The following is a 20,211-nucleotide window of genomic DNA, read 5'->3' as shown; positions in this document are numbered from 1 at the left end:
ATCCAAAGTAAAAGGAATGTCCCATGGAAGGTGGCGCAATCGCCCAGTTTCTCCCGCTGATCCTGATTTTCGCGATCATGTATTTCCTGCTGATCCGTCCGCAGCAGAAGAAGATGAAGGAACATCAGGCGATGGTCGACGCCGTGCGCCGGGGCGATCAGGTCGTCACCCAGGGCGGGATGATCGGCAAAGTGTCCAAGGTCAAGGAAGGCGAGAACGAGGTCGAGGTTGAAATCGCTGAAGGCGTCAAGGTGCGTGTGGTCAAATCGACCATTGCACAGGTTCTGAATAAGACCGAGCCTGCGAAATAACTTCGCGCGACAATCCCTTGAAAAGGCAGGGTAATGCTGCACATTGATACCTGGAAGCGGGTTCTGATCTGGTCGGTCTGTGTGATCGGCCTGCTCATGGCCCTGCCGAATGCGTTCTATACGCGTGTCGAACAATCGAACGACGCCAAAACCGCCATTGAACTTGGCATTGATACTCCGGAAATGCAGGCCGAGGCCGCCCAGTGGCCAAACTGGCTGCCGTCTTCTCTGGTCAACCTGGGCCTCGATTTGCGCGGCGGCGCGCATCTCTTGGCCGAAGTCCAGACCAGCGATGTATACGAAGCCCGGATGGAGGCGATGTGGCCGGAAATTCGTGACGCCCTGCGCGATGAACGCGGGACGGTTGGCACCATCCGCAAGCAGCCATCGGCACCGGATGAGATTCGCGTGCGGATCAGCCAGCCCGAAGGTATGTCGCGGGGATTGGAAGTTGTACGTGGTCTTGCGCGTCAGGTGCAGACGCTGACCGGTGTAGGGGCGACCGACATCGAAGCGCGCGCCGACGGTGACATGATCGTCGTGCAATTGTCCGAAGCCGAGAAACTGGCGTCGGATGACCGGACCGTGCGTCAGGCGCTGGAAATCATCCGTCGCCGTATCGATGAGGTCGGAACACGCGAACCCACCATTCAGCGTCAGGGTGCGGACCGTATTCTGATTCAGGTCCCGGGCGTCGGCAGCGCAGGTGAGTTGAAAGAGATCATCGGAACGACCGCGCAACTGACCTTTAATCCGGTTGTGGGCCGTGGGACCGACCCGGATGCCGTACCGGGTATCGGTGAAAAAGTCGTGCCCTCGCTGGACGAAAGCGAAGTTTTCTACACCATCGAATCCGCTCCGGTCGTGACCGGTGAAGAACTGGTGGATGCGCAACCGTCCTTCGACCAGAACGGCCGCCCCGCAGTCAGCTTCCGGTTCAACACCTCGGGTGCGCGCAAGTTCGGCGACTATACCCTCGATAACATCGGCGCACCGTTCGCGATTGTGCTGGATGATGAGGTGATTTCGGCCCCGGTGATCCAATCCCACATTCCGGGCGGGTCCGGCATCATAACCGGTAACTTCACCGTGGAAGAAAGCACCAACCTGGCTGTGCTGCTGCGCGCGGGTGCCCTGCCTGCCGGGCTGGAGTTCCTCGAAGAACGTACCATCGGCCCCGAACTGGGGCAGGACAGCATCGATGCGGGGAAGGTGGCCACGACGGTCGCCTTTGCCGCAGTGCTGGTCTTCATGGCGCTCAGCTATGGCCTGTTCGGAGTGTTCGCCAATATCGCGCTGATCATCAACGTTGGTCTGCTGTTCGGCCTTCTTTCGGTGATCGGTGCAACGCTGACCCTGCCGGGTATTGCGGGCATCGTTCTGACGGTTGGTATGGCAGTCGACGCCAACGTGCTGATTTTTGAGCGTATCCGGGAGGAGTTGAAGTCCGCCAGAGGCCCCTCGCGCGCTATCGAGCTGGGCTACGAAAAGGCGCTGTCGGCCATTCTGGACGCCAACGTCACTACATTTATCACTGCGACGATCCTGTTCGCCATGGGCAGCGGTCCGGTGCGCGGCTTTGCCATCACTCTGGGTCTGGGCATTCTGACCTCGGTCTTCACTGCGATCTTCGTGACGCGCCTGATGATCGTCATCTGGTTCGAACGCCGCCGTCCCAAAACGATCGAGGTTTGATATGCGACTGAGACTTGTTCCCAAGGAAACCTCGTTCGATTTCTTCAGCCGCTGGAAAGTCTGGCTGGGCATTTCGGCTTTGCTGATGATCGTGGGCTTCGCCTCGTTCCTGATCCAGGGTCTGAACTTTGGTATCGACTTTCGCGGCGGCACCACGATTCGGACGCAAAGCGCGCAGGAAATTGATGTGGGCACCTATCGCGATGCTATCGCGCCGCTCGAACTGGGTGACGTGACCATCACCGAGATTTTCGATCCGACTTTCGGCGAGGACGAAAACGTCGCAATGATCCGCATTCAGGCGCAAGCCGATGCCGAAGCCGTTTCCGCCGCTACCGTGACAGCAGTGGAAGGGGCGCTGCAAGCTGCGGTGCCGGATATTCAGTTCGTCTCGGTCGAATCCGTTGGTCCAAAAGTGTCCGGCGAGCTGATCCAGACTGCGGTCATCGCGGTGGCTTTGGCCATCGCTGCGGTGCTTGTCTACATCTGGCTGCGGTTCGAATGGCAGTTTGCCCTGGGCGCAGTGGCCGCGCTGGTACATGACGTGATCCTGACCATCGGTATCTTTTCAGAGCTGCAGATCCGCTTCGACCTGGCCATCATCGCGGCGCTGCTGACCATTGTCGGCTACTCTCTGAACGACACAGTGGTTGTGTTCGACCGGGTGCGCGAGAACCTGCGCAAGTACAAGAAGAAGGACCTCAAAGAGGTTCTGAACCTTTCGATCAACGAAACACTGAGCCGGACGGTGATGACCTCGGTCACCACTCTGCTGGCGCTGATTTCGTTGTATGTACTGGGCGGGGACGTGATCCGCGGCTTTGTCTTTGCGATGATCTGGGGCGTGATCGTGGGTACCTATTCCTCGGTCTTCGTGGCTTCGACCATCCTGCTGTGGCTGGGTGTCAAACGCGACTGGTCCAAGCCGTCAAACACGGCGGGCAACCAGTTCGCAAACATCGATGCCTGAGCTTTCGGGCCAGTCCCCGGCGGGGCTGGCCATCGTTTTGTTCGCGGCTTTTCTGGGCGGTTTCGTGCGCGGTTTTTCCGGGTTCGGCACCGCTCTGATCTTTCTTCCTCTGTCCGCGCCATTTCTGGGCCCGTTCGGTGCGCTGATTGCCCTGACAGTCATGGATATTTTCGGTCCGGTTCCGAATCTACGCCGAGCCTGGGTCGCCGTCGATCGGTCGGATCTTCTGCGGCTGGTCCTTGGATGTGCGGTGACGTTGCCGATTGGATTGTGGCTGCTGACGCAGGTGGAACCCGTGGTGTTCCGGTACGCGGTCAGTCTGATCTCACTGTTCATGCTCGCCGTACTTGCCTCTGGCCTGCGCTATCGGGGGCGCGTGCGCCGCGCCATGGTTGCGGGGATTGGAGCAGCCGCTGGTTTCCTTGGTGGTGTCGCAGGGTTGCCGGGCCCCGCTGTCATTCTGTTCTACATGTCGCGCCCGCTGCCGATTGAAGTTGTTCGGGCCACCATTCTGTTGTTCCTCTTTGCCTTTGATTTCCTGTTGCTTGGGATATTGACAGGAATGGGCCGGGTCACCCTGGCGTCGATCGGGCTGGGTCTGGCGCTGGCCGTTCCGAATCTGGCTGGAAACTGGCTTGGAGGGTGGCTTTTCCGGCCCGAGCGCGAGAGGATCTACCGTGCAAGCGCCTATCTGGCGATTGCCGTTGCGGCCTTGTCGGGCTTGCCGCTTTGGGGATAAACACGGGCCATGCGCTTGAACGAGATAACATATAACAGCTCTGCACCGGTTGACGGCTACGGTCCCGGCTTCTTCCGCATCGGCGGGCAGGTCTACGAAGGGTCTGTTCTAACCGGTCCGACCGGCACCGCCGGTTGGGGCGGCTACGATGATCAGGACGCTTTGCTGGAGTTGTCCGACGACGTCGATGTGGTCTTCATCGGCACCGGCGCTGAACTTTCTCACATCCCGGCCGACTTGCGTGTCGCATTGGAGGGCGCAGGCCTTGGGGTCGAGATCATGAACTCACCAGCGGCCTGCCGAACCTATAACGTGCTGCTGTCCGAAGGCCGGCGCGTGGCGCTGGCCCTGATCCCTGTTTGACCGGATCCGCTCTTCATCTGGCCAAAAATATCCCGGGGAGCGCGAGGGGCCGGCCCCTCGCTCCGCTTCCTTCTAAAAACGCAAAGGCTGTTCTCCTGCGGCAAATCCCGCCTTTTGCGTCTGGCAGCAATAAGATAAGCGGAACGCATGACACTGACCGTTAGCGATCTTGCCGTCACCCGGGGCGGTATCCCCGTTCTCGAAGGACTAAGCTTTGTGCTGGAACCCGGTCGCGCACTGATCCTGCGCGGCCCCAACGGGATTGGAAAAACAACCCTGCTACGAACTCTGGCCGGGTTGCAGCCGCCCTTGTCTGGCCGGATCGAAGGGGCCGAGGACCGGATCGCCTATGCCGCGCATTCGGACGGGTTGAAACCCACCCTGTCAGTGACAGAAAACCTGACTTTCTGGGCTTCGGTTTTTGCCACACCGGACATTCAGCCCGCGCTGGACGCCTTTGACCTGAATGATCTGGCAGACCGCCACGCCGGCAACCTGTCCGCAGGTCAGAAACGTCGTCTGGGTCTGGCCCGAATGCTTGTCACCGGACGCCCGATCTGGATGTTGGACGAACCCACCGTGTCTCTGGATCGCAATGCCGTGCAGATGTTCGCCGATGCGGTGCGCGCGCATCTGGGGCAGGGTGGTTCGGCCCTGATCGCCACCCATATCGACCTTGGGCTGGACGGAGAGGTTCTGGATGTCGGTCCCAACAAGGCCAAACCAAAACCCATCGACGACTTTGACGGAGGTTTCCTGTGATCGCCGTTCTTTTGCGCGACCTGAAGCTGGCCTTCCGCGCGGGCGGGGGTTTTGGTCTGGGTCTGGCCTTTTTTCTGATCGTGACCGTATTGGTACCGTTTTCCGTAGGGCCGCAATCTTCGCTGCTGTCGACTATCGCGCCAGGCGTCCTGTGGCTGGGGGCGCTGTTGGCGTGCCTCTTGTCGCTGGATCGTCTTCTGGCACTGGATTGGGAGGACGGATCACTGGACCTTCTGGCCACCGCGCCACTGCCGCTCGAGGCTGTCGTGACGATCAAGGCGCTGGCCCATTGGCTGACCACCGGCTTGCCGTTGGTCCTGGCCGCGCCGTTTCTGGGCGTGTTGCTGAACCTGCCTGCGCCGGGGTTTTTCTGGTTGGTCATCTCGCTTCTGATCGGCACCCCGGCGATGAGCGTCATCGGCACGTTTGGCGCGGCGCTGACCGTGGGGCTCAAACGTGGCGGACTGCTGCTGTCACTGCTGGTTCTTCCGCTTTATGTGCCGACGCTGATTTTCGGTGCCGAAGTCGCCCGGCGGGGCGCGACTGGCATGGAAACACAAACGCCCCTGTTGATGCTGGCCGGAATTACGGCAGCAACCATAGCCCTGCTGCCCTTTGCCAGCGCCGCCGTGCTGCGGATCAATCTGCGGTGAACCGCCACAACTTTGACTGATGTCAATTGAGAACAGACCCGAGTCGGACTAGATAGAGCCCATGTCGATTGCAGCCAAAGCCAACGCCCTCTGGGAATATGCCAACCCGCGCAAGTTTCTTGCCACCAGTGAACGTGTGCTGCCGTTCTTCTGGGTCACCTCGACGGTTTGCATTGTCGTCGGCCTGATCTGGGGGTTTTTCTTTACCCCTGACGACTACAAACAGGGCTCGACCGTCAAGATCATCTATCTGCATGTGCCCGCCGCTTTGATGGCGATCAATTGCTGGCTGATGATGCTGGCGACATCGCTGGTCTGGCTGGTGCGGCGCCATCATGTCAGCGCGCTGGCTGCACGGGCTGCGGCACCGGTCGGAATAGTCATGACACTGATCGCACTGGCAACCGGCGCGATCTGGGGGCAGCCGATGTGGGGAACATGGTGGGCCTGGGATCCGCGCCTGACCTCGTTCCTGATCCTGTTCCTGTTCTATCTGGGCTATGTGGCCCTGTGGGAGGCGATTGAGGACCCTGATACAGCGGCCGACCTGACATCGGTGTTGTGTCTGGTGGGGTCGGTCTTTGCGATCCTCAGCCGCTATGCGGTGAATTTCTGGAATCAGGGTCTGCATCAGGGTGCATCCGTGATGCGCGCTGCAGCTGTGACCGGGGCGGATACCGAAGAGAAGGTCAGCAACATCTATTTCTACCCGCTGCTTTTGTGCATCGTTGGCTTTGTCCTTCTGTTCATCGCGCTGGTGCTGTATCGCGCCGGCACGGAAATCCGGGCGCGCCGGATCAAGGCGCTGCTGGCACGGGAAAGGGTGGGCGGATGATCCCCGATCTTGGTAAATATGCGGATACGGTTTTGTCGGCCTATGCGGCCTCGATTGTCCTTTTGGTTGCCCTGGTCGTGTTCAGCGTGCTGCGCGGACGCAAGGTGCGCGCCGAAATGGAAAAAATCGAACAGAGGATGACGCGCAATGGCTAAGATCTCGCCACTTATGATCGCGCCGCCGCTGATCTTTGGCGCGTTTGCCGTTTTGGCGGGAATCGGGATGTTCCGCGACGACCCCAATGCATTGCCCTCGGCCCGGGAAGGCCAGACCGCGCCGCCCGTCGTCATGACTGAGTTCCCCGGCAAATCCGGCTTCGACGATGCCACCCTGCGCGACGGAGAGGTCAAGCTGGTCAACTACTGGGCCAGCTGGTGCGCCCCGTGCCGGGCCGAACACCCGAATCTGGAGGCTCTGGCGCAGGAAGGCATTCCGATCTACGGCATCAATTACAAAGACCCGTTGGGTAATGCCGAAGCTTTTCTGACCGAACTGGGCGATCCCTACGCCGGGATCGGACGGGATGAGCAGGGGCGTATGGGGTTGGACTGGGGCGTCTACGGCGTACCTGAGACCTATGTGATTGACGGCGAGGGCACCATCATTCTGCGCCATGCCGGGCCAATCACCCAGCGTGTCATCGCAAGCACGATCCGCCCTGCACTGGAGAAGGCGGCAGTGCAATAGGCTGGTAAGCTTGGGCCGACTGCATTCAAAGGCGATACCCGCCTGAGACCGTCAGAACCTCTCCGGTTATGAAGGATGCCGCGTCGGAACACAGAAATCGCACGGCCCCGGCAATATCGCTTGGGGTTCCGGCGCGTCCCAGCGCGGTGTCCTTGACGAATAACTCGGTCAGGTCATCCGGACGTGGTGCCTCGGGGATGTTGATCGCACCCGGCGCGACCGCATTGACGCGAACTCCGGCCGGCCCAAGCTCTTTCGCCATGGCGCGGGTCCAGAGGTTCAGCGCCGCTTTGCTGGCCCCATAGGTGACCGCGTCACGTGGTGGTAGTACCGAATTGACCGAAGATATGCTGACGACGGTCGCCCCCGGATGAAGGTGCGGCAGGGCCGCTGCCAGCAATGCGGCCGGAACCAGAAGGTTCAGATCCAGGATCGCCCGATGGTCTTCCGCTTCAAAATGCTCTTTCGGAGTTGAGGCAACCAGACCGGCGTTGTTCACGATCACATCCAACTGGCCAAAATGATCCAGAACTTGTGCTATGACAGCTTCTGGCTGCTCCTTTTGCGTCAGGTCAGACCGTATTGACAGCAGGTTGTGGTTCGCTTTCAACTGCGTCGGCTCAGTGGAGCGCCATGTGAATGCGACCCGGTGATCTTTTTCCAGTTCCTCGACAATCGCCCGCCCAATTCCCCGTGCGCCGCCCGTAACCAATGCCACTTTTTTCATCTGCTTCTCCTGCCCACACCAGAACGGGGTTAGGGGCAAAAGGCAACTTCTTCTGTTTGAAAATACCCTGTAGAGCGAGGCAATGCCGCGCAAGAAAAAGGCGCCCGCAAAGGGCGCCCTTCAAAAAGCTTTATCTGTCCCGGCTCAGCCTGCTTTGGCCAGGTTCCGCAACACATAGTGCAGCACGCCGCCGTTCTCGATGTATTCAATCTCGGGCGCGGTATCGATGCGGCACTTGAGGGTGATGGTCTTCTCGGAACCGTCACCATAGATGATGGTACAGGGAACCTCTTGCAGCGGCTGGATGGTATCCAGACCGTGGATCGAAACCGTTTCATCCCCCTTCAGACCCAGCGATTTACGAGTATCGCCACCGGTAAACTCGAACGGGATAACGCCCATGCCAACCAGGTTCGAACGGTGAATACGCTCGAAGCTTTCAGCGATCACGGCCTTGACGCCCAACAGGGCCGTGCCTTTAGCCGCCCAGTCACGCGAAGACCCCGCGCCGTACTGCTCGCCGCCAAAGACGACAAGCGGAACGCCCTGTTCCTGATAAGCCATCGACGCCTCGTAGACCGAGGTCTGTTCGCCATCAGGGCCTTTGGTATAGCCGCCTTCGACGCCGTCCAGCATCTCGTTTTTGACGCGGATGTTGGCAAAAGTGCCGCGCATCATGACCTCGTGGTTGCCGCGGCGCGACCCGTACGAGTTGAACTCGCGCGGCTGAACCTGACGGTCCGTAAGATACTTGCCGGCCGGAGTTGTCGTCGCAAAGGAACCTGCAGGCGAGATGTGGTCGGTGGTGATCATGTCACCCAGGATCAGTAGAACCTTGGCGCCATCGATATTCGAGATCGTGCCAGGCTCGGACCCCATGCCCTGGAAGTAGGGCGGGTTCTGAATGTAGGTCGAGGTCGGGGGCCAGTCATAGGTCTCCGCATCGGTGGTCTCGACCGACTGCCACTTCTCGTCGCCCTTGAAGACGTCGGCGTATTTCGACTGGAACGCCTCGCGGGTCACGGTCTGTTCGACCAGTTCCGCAACTTCCTGCTGGGTCGGCCAGATGTCTTTCATGAAGACGTCATTGCCGTCCTTGTCCTGACCAATCGGTTCCGACGTCAGGTCGATATCCATCGTGCCGGCCAGCGCGTAAACGACAACCAGCGGCGGTGAGGCCAGATAGTTGGCACGTACGTCAGGCGAGATACGGCCTTCGAAGTTCCGGTTGCCCGACAGGACCGACGTGGCAACCAGATCGCCCTCGGCAATCGCATCGGACAGCTCTTTCTGGATGGGACCCGAGTTGCCGATACAGGTGGTGCAGCCGTAACCGACAAGGTTGAAGCCGATCTTGTCCAGATCTTCCTGCAGGCCGGCGGCCTCAAGATAGGCGGAGACGACCTGCGACCCCGGTGCCAGCGAGGTTTTGACCCACGGCTTGCGGTCCAGACCCAGCGCAGCGGCTTTGCGTGCCACCAGACCCGCGCCAATCATCACGTATGGGTTCGAGGTGTTGGTGCACGAGGTGATCGAGGCGATTACGACCTTGCCCGATTCCATGGTGTAGTCTTCGCCTGTGACGGCGACTTCCTTGCCCATCGGACGCTTGAACGTCTCGGCCATTTCCTTGGTGAAGGCGGCCTTGGCGTTGGTCAGTGCAACATAGTCCTGCGGGCGTTTCGGGCCCGAGATCGCGGGAACGATGGTGCCCATGTCCAGCGACAGGGTGTCGGTGTAGATCGGCGCATAGTTCTCATCGCGCCAGAAGCCGTTTTCTTTGGCGTAGGCTTCGACCAGTGCGATGCGGTCTTCGTCACGGCCGGTGTTGCGCAGGTAGCGCAGCGTTTCACCGTCGATCGGGAAGAAACCACAAGTCGCGCCGTATTCCGGTGCCATGTTGGCGATGGTCGCACGGTCGGCCAGCGGCAGACGGTCCAGACCCTCACCGTAGAACTCGACGAATTTGCCGACCACGCCTTTTTCACGCAGCATTTCCACGACCTTCAGAACAAGGTCGGTCCCGGTGGTGCCTTCGACCAGATCGCCGGTCAGTTCAAAGCCGATGACTTCGGGGATCAGCATCGAGATCGGCTGACCCAGCATTGCGGCCTCGGCCTCGATCCCGCCTACGCCCCAACCCAGAACGGCCATGCCGTTGACCATTGTGGTGTGGCTGTCAGTTCCGACAAGCGTGTCGGGGTAGGCGACTTCATCCCCATTCTGGTCGGTGTCGGTCCAGACGGTCTGCGCCAGATACTCTAGGTTCACCTGGTGGCAGATACCGGTTCCGGGGGGCACAACGCGGAAGTTGTTGAAGGCCGACTGTCCCCACTTCAAGAACTGGTAACGCTCCATGTTCCGCTCATATTCGCGGTCGACATTCATCTGGAACGCGCGCGGGTTGCCGAATTCGTCAATCATCACCGAGTGGTCGATGACTAGATCAACCGGGTTCAGCGGATTGATCTTCTGAGCATCGCCGCCCAGACCCTTGATGCCGTCGCGCATCGCGGCAAGGTCGACCACGGCAGGAACGCCGGTGAAGTCCTGCATCAGGACGCGGGCCGGACGATAGGCGATCTCGCGCGGGTTCTTGCCGCCCTTTGCGCCCCATTCCGCAAAAGCCTTGATGTCGTCGACCGAAACCGAAAAGCCGTCATCTTCGAACCGCAACATGTTTTCCAGCACGACTTTCAGCGCGGCGGGAAGCTTGGAAAAATCGCCCAGACCGGCCTCTTGCGCGGCGGGGATCGAGTAATAGGAAATGGACTTGCCATTCACGCTCAGGCTGCGGCGTGTCTTGGCGGTATCCTGTCCGACTTTGATGGGCATCTAATGGCCTCCCTCTCAAAATGACGTGGATTATGGGATTCGCTGAGGGGTATCTGCATCACGTTTGGCCCTGGTTCAAGGTCCAACACGACAAGTGCGGCAATTTTTGTATACCATTGCACACATTTTTTACATTTTAGGTGTCACAGGTCTCAAGAAACCTTGATTGGCGGTTGATCTTTGAACGGTCTAAACCTGTCTGGCAACTGACCAAACCGAGGCCGCCATGTACAGAATGACTATCTTTTCAACGCTTACGTCATTGCTATTGGCGGCACCGGTTTTGGCTGAAAACGATCCTGTCGTTGTGGAACTTTTTACCTCTCAGGGCTGTTCATCCTGCCCGCCTGCGGATCGAATCCTGCATGATCTGGTCAAGCGCGACGACGTCATCGGGCTGGCGTTACACGTCGACTACTGGGACTACATCGGCTGGAAAGACGAATTCGCCGATCCCGATCATACGACGCGTCAACGCGCCTATGCCCTTCAGGGCGGGCGGTCGATGATTTACACACCGCAGATGGTGATAAACGGCCAACAGGACATCGTTGGCGCGCAGTTGCGGGAACTGAACCGACTGATTGACGCGCATCTCAAAGCCACCCCTAAGGCTTCAGTCAATGCCAGCCGGATTGGGAACGACGTTGTTGTGGATGTGACGCCCGTCAATCTACCGGTTGGAGAGACGTATGACGTGCGTGTCGTTCAGTATTCTCCGATGCGACACGCCTCGATCCGCAGGGGCGAGTTGGCGGGACACGAACTGGACTATGCCAATGTTGTCGAATCCTGGCAGATCGCCGGGCAGTGGGACGGGGTCGCGCCACAGCGGTTTTCGACGGTGTTGACCTCGGACCTTCCTGCGGTCGTGCTCGTGCAGAAAACTGGGCACGGCCCCATCGTTGCTGCAGCCAAGGCAGAATGAATTAGGGCATATCTTCCGGCTGAACCCCCAGCCCGTTCCATGTTTTCCAGCGTCGGTGAATCCAAAACCACTGACCCATGTGTTTGCGAACCACGGCTTCAAGATCATCATTGGTGAACTGGGTCATTGTTTTGGCGTCGGTATGCGGAACAGGATCATGCAGAATGATCTCGAAATCGATCCCGTTCGGCTGGCGCACTGCATAGCATGGGATCAGCACGGCACCATATTTGATCGCCAGTTCCGCATTCAAAACCGAGGTGACAGCCGGTTTGCCGAAAAAAGTCAGTTCCTCACCGCCCTGGGCGTGCAGGTCGGACACGATGGCGATGATCCCGCCTTTTTTGAGCGAACGAACCATTTCGACCATACCCCGACGGCCCTGTTCGAACATCGGCTCACCGGTTTTGTAAAAAGCTTCAACGTAAATGTCGTTGAAATACGGGTTGGCCATTCGGCGATACAGGCACCCGATGGGTTTGCCGCTGTGGTTCTGCAGCGCGACCCGGGCCGCGAGGTAGTGTCCGAAATGCGCGGTAATCATCATGACCGGTTTGCCTTCGGCCACGGCGGCATCAAAAGCAGCGATGCCGGGACCCGAAATTTTGGCATCCTTCTGCCGCTCGGAAAAGCCTTCGGGCGAAAAATGCTCCATAATCGCGCGGCCCGCATTGTCGGGAACGGCGCTGCAAATCCGGCGAACCTCGGCATCGGGCAGATCGGGACATGTGAGTTTGAGGTTGCGGCGCACGCGGTTTGTGAAGCCAACAATCGGCGACAGGCCGCGCACAATGGCACCCATTGCCGCAATGCGCCGTTCGTACGGCAATAGCCGCATCGTACCGATTACAGCTTTGAGGAAAAGGCTGGTGATGTAGTATTTACCAAGCTCAAAGCGGCTCAGTTCCGACTTTTCGACGGGCATGTAGGTGTCTCACCAGATATTCGATTTGCGGGCTCAGACATACAGGTCAGAAACCGCAACCACAAGCGTTCAGCAAATCCGGAGGGATCACCATTGCGTTCCGGTGCGTGGCATTATTGTTCATCGCCTTCTTCTTCGATCAAGGTGATGGCTCCTTCATCCACCAGTGCGCGAATGACACCGACAATCTGCGCCATCGCGTCGTCCGCATCCTTTTGCCTGACCTTGCCCCGTTCACCCATTTCCTCGTGCAGATTTTCCGCCATGCGCGTAGAAATGTTGGAAAGCAGGAATTCGACCGAAGCCCTGTCTTCATCGGCGATTGCGCCCGCCAGTGCGGTCACTAGCACGGGTTGATCGATACCGCGAAGCAGCGCGGGGATGTCCCGCGCAGTGATGCGAGTTGATATGTGGGCAAAGGTAAAGATGGACCGGCGTACCACACTGGCAAAGTCGGAATCCTCTTCATCCAGCGCGGTCAGCAACCCGTCCCGGGTTGTTGCGGCTGACTGGTTCAGGATTGCACCGACGCGGGCGCCGGGGTGGTCCGCAAAGGCCGGTGCAGGGCGCTGATCCAGTTGGGCGGCCAGCGACCATCCAATCCGCTCAACCGCTTCGGGCGTGATGTTGGCCGTTTTGGATACGGCATAGGTTATGCGGCGGGCCACGGGGCCTGGAAGATGACCAAGCAGTTCCGCGGCCTTGGGCGTATCAAGCTTGGATAACATCACGGCGGCAATTTCGGTGCTTTCCGCCTGCGCCATACCGGCCAGATCTTCGACAGGTATTTCACGTAGCCGCAGCCACGGGTCGCCGATCTGACGCACGCCGGCAACCTTTCGCAATCGCGCTGCCGTTGCCGGTGTGATTTTGCCGTTGACGGCATCCAGAGCGCCTGCCAGCCCGTGCGGGAAGGCCAAGCCGACGCCTTCAAGCGCGCGCGTGAATTCCCGAGCGACCGCATCAAGCGTGACGCGGTCCACCAGCCCCATCTGTCCCAGCTGATGGGTCAGTTTCTCCTGCAAGGCGTCCGGGAGTTCTTCCAAGGGAATGTCGGCGCCTTCGTTCAGAAGAAGCCGAACGATAACAGCGGCTTTTTGCCGGTTGCTGAGCTGTCGGGGCACAACACGCGCTGCCTCTTCTTCCCTATCTATCACCGGCGTCGAAGCAGCCGGAGACATATGTACCAGAGCTTTGGAGTCTTGCATCTGCCCGCGGTCCCAAATTGCGATTCCACGAGCAGACTACGAAGCAACAGGTAAATTTACCCTGAACCTTAGTAGCTGTAGGTCAGTCCGGTGCGGATTGCATCGCGCAGAGAAGTCTCGGCCCATGTGCCTTCGCCGCCCCGCGCCTTGATCTCGCGCCATTGTGCAATGGCCAGATCGGTTTTCCCTTCTGCAACAAAACCCTGCGCCATATAGCTACGGGCAAGGATGTTGTCCGGGTTGGCGGAGATAGCGTTTTGATAAAACACGTTGGCCAGTTCCAGTTCGCCCATCTTGCGATAGGTAAAGCCCCAATAGGTCATGACGCGGTCGTCATTCTGATCCATCACGCGCAATATCGCCTGGGCGTTTTCATACTGGCCATCGTAGGCCAGTTCCCGCACTGCATCATAAAGCTGATCTTCGGTGAAATTGGTTTTGTTCGGTTTGACACAGCGACCGGCCGTCTCGTCATACACGCGTCCGAACAGGCATTTCTTGGTCGTGTTTGTCGGCTTTGGGGGGCTGCTGTCGCCACCACCTGCTGCAAACGCGGCGGGAGCGAGCACAAAAGCCTGAAGGGCAAGTGCTGAAGCTAGTACGAGGCGCATATTCCTACTCCGTTTTCAAAGGAACTTGTCAAAAGCATAGCGTGATCTTCAGAAAAGCTAACAATTGACTGATCGCTTTTATTCACAAGCAGGAAAGATTTTTCAGCTGTTGACGATTTTGGTGCAGCTTTGTGTCTCGGTGTCCCAGATTGTGCCGGGTGCGCAGGACTGGGTCTGATTGGTGTGATTGCTGCAGGCAAGTGCGACCGATGCAACGCAGGAAAATGTCAACGCGCAGAGAATGGTTCGAAACATTGGACTCTCCCATCCGGAAAATGCACCTGCAGGATAACCCAATTCCCTCAATCTGGCAAAAAACAAGACCCGGATCGGGGAAGCGACCCGGGTCCTGAAAGAAATCAAACGTCTGCGCTATTCACCAAAGACGCGGGCGAAAATCGTGTCCACGTGTTTGGTGTGATAGCCAAGGTCGAATTTCTCTTCGATTTCCTCGACGCTCAATGCGGCGGTGACGTCGGGGTCTGCCAGCAGCTCTTCTTTGAAATCGGTGCGGTGTTCCCAGACTTTCAGTGCGTTGCGCTGAACCATGGCATAGGCGTCCTCGCGGCTGACGCCAGCTTGGGTCAGCGCCAGCAGCACCCGCTGGCTCATCACAAGGCCGGGGAACTTGTTCATGTTTTCGATCATGTTTTCGGGGAAGATCAGCATCTTGTCGATCACGCCTGTCAGTCGTGCCAGCGCAAAGTCCAGCGTGATTGTCGCATCCGGTCCGATCATGCGTTCGACCGAAGAATGCGAGATATCCCGCTCGTGCCAGAGCGCCACGTTTTCCATCGCCGGGATCACGGCCGCGCGCACCATGCGCGCCAGACCGGTCAGGTTCTCGGTCAGGACCGGGTTCTTCTTGTGCGGCATGGCCGAAGAGCCTTTTTGACCCATCGAGAAGAACTCAGCCCCCTCCAACACCTCGGTCCGCTGCATGTGGCGGATTTCGATTGCGATGTTTTCGATGCTGCTGGCGATGACGCCCAGCGTTGCAAAAAACGCGGCATGACGGTCACGGGGAATGACCTGCGTACTGATTGGCTCGGGGACCAGACCCAGTTGATCGCAGACATGCTCCTCGACGCGCGGGTCGATATTGGCGAAGGTGCCGACCGCGCCGCTGATCCCGCCCGTGGCAATCTCGGCGCGCGCATCGCGCATCCGGGACAGGTTGCGGTCCATCTCGGCGTAGAAACGCGCGAATGTCAGGCCCATGGTTGTCGGCTCGGCGTGGATGCCGTGGCTGCGACCGATGCGGACAGTGTCCTTGTGTTCGATCGCACGGCGCTTCAATGCGGCCAGCAGACCTTCGAGGTCGGCGACCAGAATATCTGCGGCGCGGGTCAGCTGCACGTTGAAACACGTGTCCAGCACGTCCGAGCTGGTCATGCCCTGATGGACAAAGCGGGCCTCATCGCTGCCGACATGTTCGGCCAGATGGGTCAGAAAAGCGATGACGTCATGTTTTGTGACGGCTTCGATCTCGTCGATGCGGGCCACGTCGAATTCCACGTCCTTGGCTTTCCAGACGGCTTCGGCGTTTTCGCGCGGGATCACCCCCAGATCGGCCATGGCGTCACAGGCATGCGCCTCGATCTCGTACCAGATGCGGAACTTGGTCTCGGGCGACCAGATGGCAACCATGTCAGGGCGGGAATAACGGGGTATCATTGGCGGCTGCACCTTTTTGTGTTTGGGATGAGGCGTTGCGCGGGGTTTAGCCGTGCATGCAAAAGGGAACAAGGTGCGAGTGCCGAGATGAGACGGTTTGCCCTGATTTTGATGCTGTGGCCCGGATTACTGGCCGCAGAGGAGTTCCGCCAGTTGTCGGGCAACGAGATACTTGTCGCATTGACCGGCAAGAAGCTCGACTACGGAGAAGGAGCCTGGCAGACCTTCGACGCCAATATGCTGACCCGGTATTTCTCGGACAGGCCTTGTTCGGGCCGCTGGAATGTGCGTGACGACAGGTACTGTTCGCTTTGGCCGCCTTCGGATTTGTGGGCGTGTTACGACGTTCAGGTAAGCGGGCAGAGGGTGCGTTTTGTCGATGACAATGGCGGCGTGACGGATGGGACTTACGTTGATTGAAGATATGGGTTGGTCAAGTAACTGAGCGCTGCATATTGAAGACCGTTGCCGCCCGGTTTCCCGAACCATTCGCGCCCTGATGCTGGACAAGTACCGTTTTGGTGGGCCAAGCTGCGTGAAGTGAAACCAACAGGTTATTGAGATATGCGTATTATTTTGAATTCCGCACTGGCTGCCTGTGCAGGGATGTGGTTGGCATGCATCCCAGCCGCATCGGCGGACACACCGGTCACCTATACCGACGACGGGCGCGCGCTGTTCCGGTTTAACGTGCCCGATTTCTGGACATTGCGCACAGGCGGAATTCGGGAAATCGAAGATACGCAACTTGGCGATCCGCGTGCTGTGGCCCGGGTCATGGGGATGCGTCCAGTCACTGACGATAATGTCTGGATGGGTTTGGTGTCGCCGAACGGTGTCAAAAGCATCGCTGACGGGCTGCGTTATCTGGAAGATATCGACAAGTTTCTGGTCAAGGAGCCGACGGTCACAAGTACCAGTGACAGGCGCATCGGCGGTTTGCCCGCACGTGTGATCCGCGGGACAGGCAACAGGGATGGCAGGGTGGTGAACTTTACCGCCACTGTGATCGATCTGCCGCGTGACCGGGTTGCGATCGTCGTTGCAATCCTGCGCAACGGAGCGGATCCGGCCTATGCCGATACACTGAATGCCGTTTTCGCGTCATTCCAGCCTGCGCGGTAAGGAGGTTCAGATGACAAGAAGATTTATCAAACCCTCGGTTCTGGCGCTGGGGCTTGGGGCATCCAGCGTTCTGCTGACGGCATGCGACGGTGTCTCGGTTGGTGTAGGGGTCGGATATGGATATGACCCGTTTTACGACTCGATGCTGTGGAACGACTACTACCATGACGTGGATGTCGATATTGACGTGAACAGGCCAGTCAGACCTGATCGACCGAACCGACCCGGCGGGCAACCACCGACACGTCCAAGGCCACCCGTGGCGAAGCCGCCGGTGACCCGGCCTCCGGCCGCCCGGCCGCCGATTCACCGGCCGGCTCCCCGCCGACGGTGATAAACGGGGCGTTCAGGTCGGAAGTAATTCGGTTGTAATGTGGACGGACGCTTCCAAAGTTCTGTGCACGGGGCATTTGTCGGCGATTTCCATAAGCCGGGTGCGTTGGTCCTGCGTCAGCGGGCCTTCCAGCCGGATTTTTCTGCGGAACAGGTCAACCTTGCCTTCCGTGACAAGCCCGGCATCCTGCGCATGAACCTTGTCATGGCAGACATCGACGCTGACATGGGTCAGCGGCCAGTTCTTGCGCCGCGCATACATGCGGATCGTCATGGACGTGCACGCACCCAGGCCGGATGAGACGAAACCATAGGGCGACATGCCCCGATCCGTACCCCCGTACGAGGCTGGCTCATCCGCGACCGCGTGGTGACGGGGGCCAGCCTGAATATCCTGCAAGAAGCCGGATGGGTCGGCCTCGATCACCCGCACCACACCTTCCGGCGCGCCGGGCGGCGGTGCGGGCGGACACAAGGGTACGTAACGTCCAACCCAGGCCGAGATTACATCGGCGGCGTATTCGGCATCGGAGGCCCGCGTAATTAGGTGATCGGCATCATCGAGGGTGACAAAGCTTTTGGGATGTTTGGCGGCTTGGAAAATCGCACCGGCATTGTCGATGCTCACCGTTTCGTCACGTGGGGCATGCAGGATCAGAAGTGCAGCCTTCAAATCACCGATGGCCGGGGTCAAAGCCGATTCAGATATGTCATCCACAAATGCCTTACCGATCCGAAACGGCCGCCCGCCCAGCAGAACCTCGGCCGAACCGTCCTGTTCGATTTCCGGCAACGCGGCTTCGAAATGGTGGGACACGTGCCCGGGATCGGCTGGTGCGCCAAGAGTCACAACAGCCTTGACCGAGGGAATGCCCGCACGTGCCCGCAGAACAGCGGCCCCGCCCAGCGAATGCCCGATCAGCAGGGCAGGAGCCATGTCACGCTCTTCCAGATAGGTCGCCGCCGCGATCAGATCTTCAACATTTGACGAAAAAGTCGTGTTTGCAAACTCGCCTCCAGAATGTCCCAGACCCGTAAAATCAAAACGCAGCACGGCAATGCCCATGACCGCCAGGCGCGCAGAAATGCGCCGCGCGGCAGGGATGTCTTTGGAACAGGTAAAGCAGTGCGCAAAAAGCGCTGTTGCCAAAACCGGCCCGTCGGGCAGGTCAAGGCGGGCTGCCAGTTGGCTGCCATCGTGCCCGGAAAATGTAATGCGTTCGGTCGGCATAAGGAACTCCTTGGTCGTTGGCTTCACAGTGGGCACAGCGACGCTTTATCTCAACCCGCCTGACATGTGCCTCACGCGGAGGTGACAGGAATTCCCTAGTTCTTCTTATGCCAAAAGCATCTGTGAAGGCACGAGAGGCAGAACCTCTCGCAGAATGCCAGGTGACGCGGTCTGGTTGGAAGGTGACTTAAGCCAAACCCATCAGGGCTGAATCAAAGGGATATTTCGTCAGGTTCTCATATCCGTCCTCGGTGATCAGAACTTGATCCTCAAGCTTGATCGAAAAGTCGCCGCCGACTTCTCCGACCGCTGCCTCGACACACAGAACCATGCCGGGTTCAAGCGGGTAGTCGTAGGCACCCGCAACCGCCTGATCCGGATATGCAACCAGAGGCCATTCATCGCACAGGCCCACGCCATGCATCAGGCAGCCGTATTTCTGGGCCTGGAACTTTTCGTCCAGCCTATGAGCATTGGCCGTCAGTTCTGGGATCGTGACGCCGGGCTTCAGCATTTCCATGTTGGTCATGATATGTTCATGCGCATGCTGCATGGCATAGATCATGTCGGCGCGCGGCTTCTCATCGCCGATCCACCAGGTGCGGGAAATGTCGATGCAGATCCCGTATGAACCGATCAGGTCCGTGTCAAAGGCAATAATTTCGTTCTTCCGGGTTACCCGGGGGCCGCATTCCTGAAACCAGGGATTTGTTCGCTGGCCCGAGGCAAGGAGGCGCGTTTCAATCCATTCGCCTCCGCGCCGGATGTTTTCGGCGTGCAAGACAGCCCAGACATCATCTTCCGAGGTCTTGCCGTCACCAACATTGGCGCGGGCGAACTTTTCCATCTCGCCAACAGCGGTTTCACAGGCGTGATTGGCGCAGCGCATGGCGAGGATTTCGTCGGGGCCTTTGATGGCGCGGGTCTTTTCGGTGACCTCTTCGCCCTCCATGATCTCGAATCCCTGCGCCTCAAGTGCGCGCAGCCCGTGCAGCATGATCTTGTCCACTGCCAGTCGTTTGTTGCCGCCGCCGTGTTCGTCGATCAAACGGCGCACCTCGTTCGAGAAAACATCGGCGGCCACGTCCACCTTGTCACCGCGGTCGAAATAAAACAGATCAGCGCCCGAACGCTGTTCACGCACCAATGGATTGAACTTGGACAGGAAGGGAGAGTTCTTGTAGTCCCAGATCACCATATAACCGTCGGCGCATAAGAGAACCGCGCGAAACGGGTTATGTGTGTTCCACAGCTGCATGTTGGTGCTGTCGGTGGCATACCGGATGTTCAACGGATCGAACATCAGCAACCCGCCGTATCCGCGATCAACGATAGATTGGGTCAGCCGTTTCCACCGATATTCCCGCATCCGGGCCAGATCGGGAAGAACCAGACCCGCTTGTTCCCATTCTGCAAACGCCAATTGGGTTGGGCCGATTTCTATGCGGTCGTTTTCGTTTGGCGTACCGTCACCCAGCGTTGCCCCCTTGGTCGGGTCGATCTTGCGGGTGTCCCGGTAATGCTGATTCATGGCTTCGCTCCCTTTTGGCCCGGCAAAGATGGTCGTACCGTCCCATGCCGTCTTAGTAGTTTGCG

The 20,211-nt window shown here is 58.9% G+C and carries 23 protein-coding genes; 14 read left to right on the top strand and 9 right to left on the bottom strand.

All coding sequences use genetic code 11. The annotated features are described in order from the left end of the window. The first annotated feature begins 23 nt into the window (after window positions 1-23). The 10 genes from yajC (at window position 24) to ACR0JW_RS04405 (ending at window position 7,015) form a co-directional block, all read left to right on the top strand. Entirely contained in the window at window positions 24-311 is a 288-nt protein-coding gene (gene yajC / locus ACR0JW_RS04450; protein ID WP_170676368.1) for a preprotein translocase subunit YajC, read from the top strand. 33 nt (window positions 312-344) lie between these two features. Continuing rightward, entirely contained in the window at window positions 345-2,006 is a 1,662-nt protein-coding gene (gene secD, locus ACR0JW_RS04445) for a protein translocase subunit SecD (protein ID WP_170676370.1), read from the top strand. Between the two features lies 1 nt (window position 2,007). Beyond that, window positions 2,008-2,976: a protein translocase subunit SecF gene (secF, locus tag ACR0JW_RS04440; protein WP_170676372.1), complete on the top strand. Its 969-nt coding sequence runs from the start codon at window positions 2,008-2,010 to the stop codon at window positions 2,974-2,976. Then, the gene (locus ACR0JW_RS04435) at window positions 2,969-3,715 is read left to right on the top strand and encodes a sulfite exporter TauE/SafE family protein (protein WP_170676374.1); all 747 of its coding nucleotides are present in this window, start codon (window positions 2,969-2,971) and stop codon (window positions 3,713-3,715) included. The genes secF and ACR0JW_RS04435 overlap by 8 nt, the downstream gene beginning before the upstream one ends. A gap of 9 nt (window positions 3,716-3,724) precedes the next feature. Then, entirely contained in the window at window positions 3,725-4,078 is a 354-nt protein-coding gene (locus tag ACR0JW_RS04430) for an Mth938-like domain-containing protein (RefSeq protein ID WP_170676376.1), read from the top strand. Between the two features lie 147 nt (window positions 4,079-4,225). Next, window positions 4,226-4,840, top strand: coding sequence for a heme ABC exporter ATP-binding protein CcmA (gene ccmA, locus ACR0JW_RS04425; RefSeq protein WP_170824613.1), 615 nt, complete (start codon window positions 4,226-4,228; stop codon window positions 4,838-4,840). Continuing rightward, window positions 4,837-5,493, top strand: a complete 657-nt coding sequence (gene ccmB, locus ACR0JW_RS04420) for a heme exporter protein CcmB (protein ID WP_480713611.1) — start codon at window positions 4,837-4,839, stop codon at window positions 5,491-5,493. The genes ccmA and ccmB overlap by 4 nt, the downstream gene beginning before the upstream one ends. A gap of 61 nt (window positions 5,494-5,554) precedes the next feature. Then, complete coding sequence (locus ACR0JW_RS04415; protein WP_480713610.1) at window positions 5,555-6,328, top strand: heme ABC transporter permease; 774 nt, start codon at window positions 5,555-5,557, stop codon at window positions 6,326-6,328. After that, a complete protein-coding gene (gene ccmD, locus ACR0JW_RS04410; protein WP_170610199.1) occupies window positions 6,325-6,483 on the top strand; it encodes a heme exporter protein CcmD in 159 nt (52 codons plus the stop codon). Before ACR0JW_RS04415 ends, ccmD begins: the two co-directional genes overlap by 4 nt. After that, window positions 6,476-7,015, top strand: a complete 540-nt coding sequence (locus ACR0JW_RS04405) for a DsbE family thiol:disulfide interchange protein (RefSeq protein WP_170610201.1) — start codon at window positions 6,476-6,478, stop codon at window positions 7,013-7,015. Before ccmD ends, ACR0JW_RS04405 begins: the two co-directional genes overlap by 8 nt. A gap of 25 nt (window positions 7,016-7,040) precedes the next feature. Here ACR0JW_RS04405 and ACR0JW_RS04400 read toward each other — a convergent pair whose 3' ends face one another. Further along, on the bottom strand, window positions 7,041-7,742 hold the full coding sequence (locus tag ACR0JW_RS04400) for an SDR family NAD(P)-dependent oxidoreductase (protein ID WP_480713609.1): 702 nt from the start codon (window positions 7,740-7,742) through the stop codon (window positions 7,041-7,043). 144 nt (window positions 7,743-7,886) lie between these two features. Then, the gene (gene acnA / locus ACR0JW_RS04395) at window positions 7,887-10,577 is read right to left on the bottom strand and encodes an aconitate hydratase AcnA (RefSeq protein ID WP_480713608.1); all 2,691 of its coding nucleotides are present in this window, start codon (window positions 10,575-10,577) and stop codon (window positions 7,887-7,889) included. Window positions 10,578-10,812: 235 nt separating this feature from the next. On the opposite strand from acnA, the gene ACR0JW_RS04390 reads away from it, so the two are divergent. Then, window positions 10,813-11,505, top strand: a complete 693-nt coding sequence (locus ACR0JW_RS04390) for a DUF1223 domain-containing protein (RefSeq protein WP_480713607.1) — start codon at window positions 10,813-10,815, stop codon at window positions 11,503-11,505. Between the two features lies 1 nt (window position 11,506). Here the strand turns inward: ACR0JW_RS04390 and ACR0JW_RS04385 are convergent, their stop codons facing one another. The 5 genes from ACR0JW_RS04385 to purB all read right to left on the bottom strand — a co-directional run bounded on the left by ACR0JW_RS04385 (window position 11,507) and on the right by purB (window position 15,926). Next, window positions 11,507-12,430: a lysophospholipid acyltransferase family protein gene (locus ACR0JW_RS04385; RefSeq protein ID WP_170676391.1), complete on the bottom strand. Its 924-nt coding sequence runs from the start codon at window positions 12,428-12,430 to the stop codon at window positions 11,507-11,509. A gap of 113 nt (window positions 12,431-12,543) precedes the next feature. Next, the gene (locus ACR0JW_RS04380) at window positions 12,544-13,611 is read right to left on the bottom strand and encodes a flagellar motor switch protein FliG (RefSeq protein ID WP_480713637.1); all 1,068 of its coding nucleotides are present in this window, start codon (window positions 13,609-13,611) and stop codon (window positions 12,544-12,546) included. A 95-nt stretch (window positions 13,612-13,706) separates the two neighbouring features. Beyond that, the gene (locus tag ACR0JW_RS04375) at window positions 13,707-14,249 is read right to left on the bottom strand and encodes a hypothetical protein (RefSeq protein WP_170610210.1); all 543 of its coding nucleotides are present in this window, start codon (window positions 14,247-14,249) and stop codon (window positions 13,707-13,709) included. Between the two features lie 102 nt (window positions 14,250-14,351). Further along, window positions 14,352-14,504, bottom strand: a complete 153-nt coding sequence (locus ACR0JW_RS04370; RefSeq protein ID WP_170610212.1) for a chitin-binding domain-containing protein — start codon at window positions 14,502-14,504, stop codon at window positions 14,352-14,354. A gap of 117 nt (window positions 14,505-14,621) precedes the next feature. Further along, window positions 14,622-15,926 (bottom strand): adenylosuccinate lyase, encoded by a 1,305-nt coding sequence (purB, locus tag ACR0JW_RS04365; RefSeq protein WP_170676393.1) that lies wholly within the window; start codon window positions 15,924-15,926, stop codon window positions 14,622-14,624. An 87-nt stretch (window positions 15,927-16,013) separates the two neighbouring features. Here purB and ACR0JW_RS04360 point away from each other — a divergent pair, with 87 nt between their 5' ends. From ACR0JW_RS04360 to ACR0JW_RS04350, 3 genes are all read left to right on the top strand, one after another. Further along, window positions 16,014-16,346, top strand: a complete 333-nt coding sequence (locus tag ACR0JW_RS04360) for a hypothetical protein (protein WP_170676395.1) — start codon at window positions 16,014-16,016, stop codon at window positions 16,344-16,346. A 144-nt stretch (window positions 16,347-16,490) separates the two neighbouring features. Then, on the top strand, window positions 16,491-17,051 hold the full coding sequence (locus ACR0JW_RS04355; RefSeq protein WP_480713606.1) for a hypothetical protein: 561 nt from the start codon (window positions 16,491-16,493) through the stop codon (window positions 17,049-17,051). Between the two features lie 10 nt (window positions 17,052-17,061). Then, window positions 17,062-17,385, top strand: a complete 324-nt coding sequence (locus tag ACR0JW_RS04350) for a hypothetical protein (RefSeq protein ID WP_170676399.1) — start codon at window positions 17,062-17,064, stop codon at window positions 17,383-17,385. Window positions 17,386-17,397: 12 nt separating this feature from the next. Here ACR0JW_RS04350 and ACR0JW_RS04345 read toward each other — a convergent pair whose 3' ends face one another. Both ACR0JW_RS04345 and dddP read right to left on the bottom strand, forming a co-directional pair. Continuing rightward, window positions 17,398-18,615, bottom strand: a complete 1,218-nt coding sequence (locus ACR0JW_RS04345; RefSeq protein ID WP_170824611.1) for a bifunctional alpha/beta hydrolase/OsmC family protein — start codon at window positions 18,613-18,615, stop codon at window positions 17,398-17,400. Window positions 18,616-18,802: 187 nt separating this feature from the next. Further along, window positions 18,803-20,146 carry a dimethylsulfonioproprionate lyase DddP gene (gene dddP, locus ACR0JW_RS04340; RefSeq protein WP_170676403.1) on the bottom strand — a complete coding sequence of 448 codons (1,344 nt, stop codon included), beginning with the start codon at window positions 20,144-20,146 and terminating at the stop codon, window positions 18,803-18,805. Between the last annotated feature and the right edge of the window lie 65 nt (window positions 20,147-20,211).

The organism is Ruegeria sp. BG6 (assembly GCF_056538465.1).
Note: the sequence above shows the minus strand (reverse complement) of the source record. Positions and strands in the feature narration are given on the sequence as shown.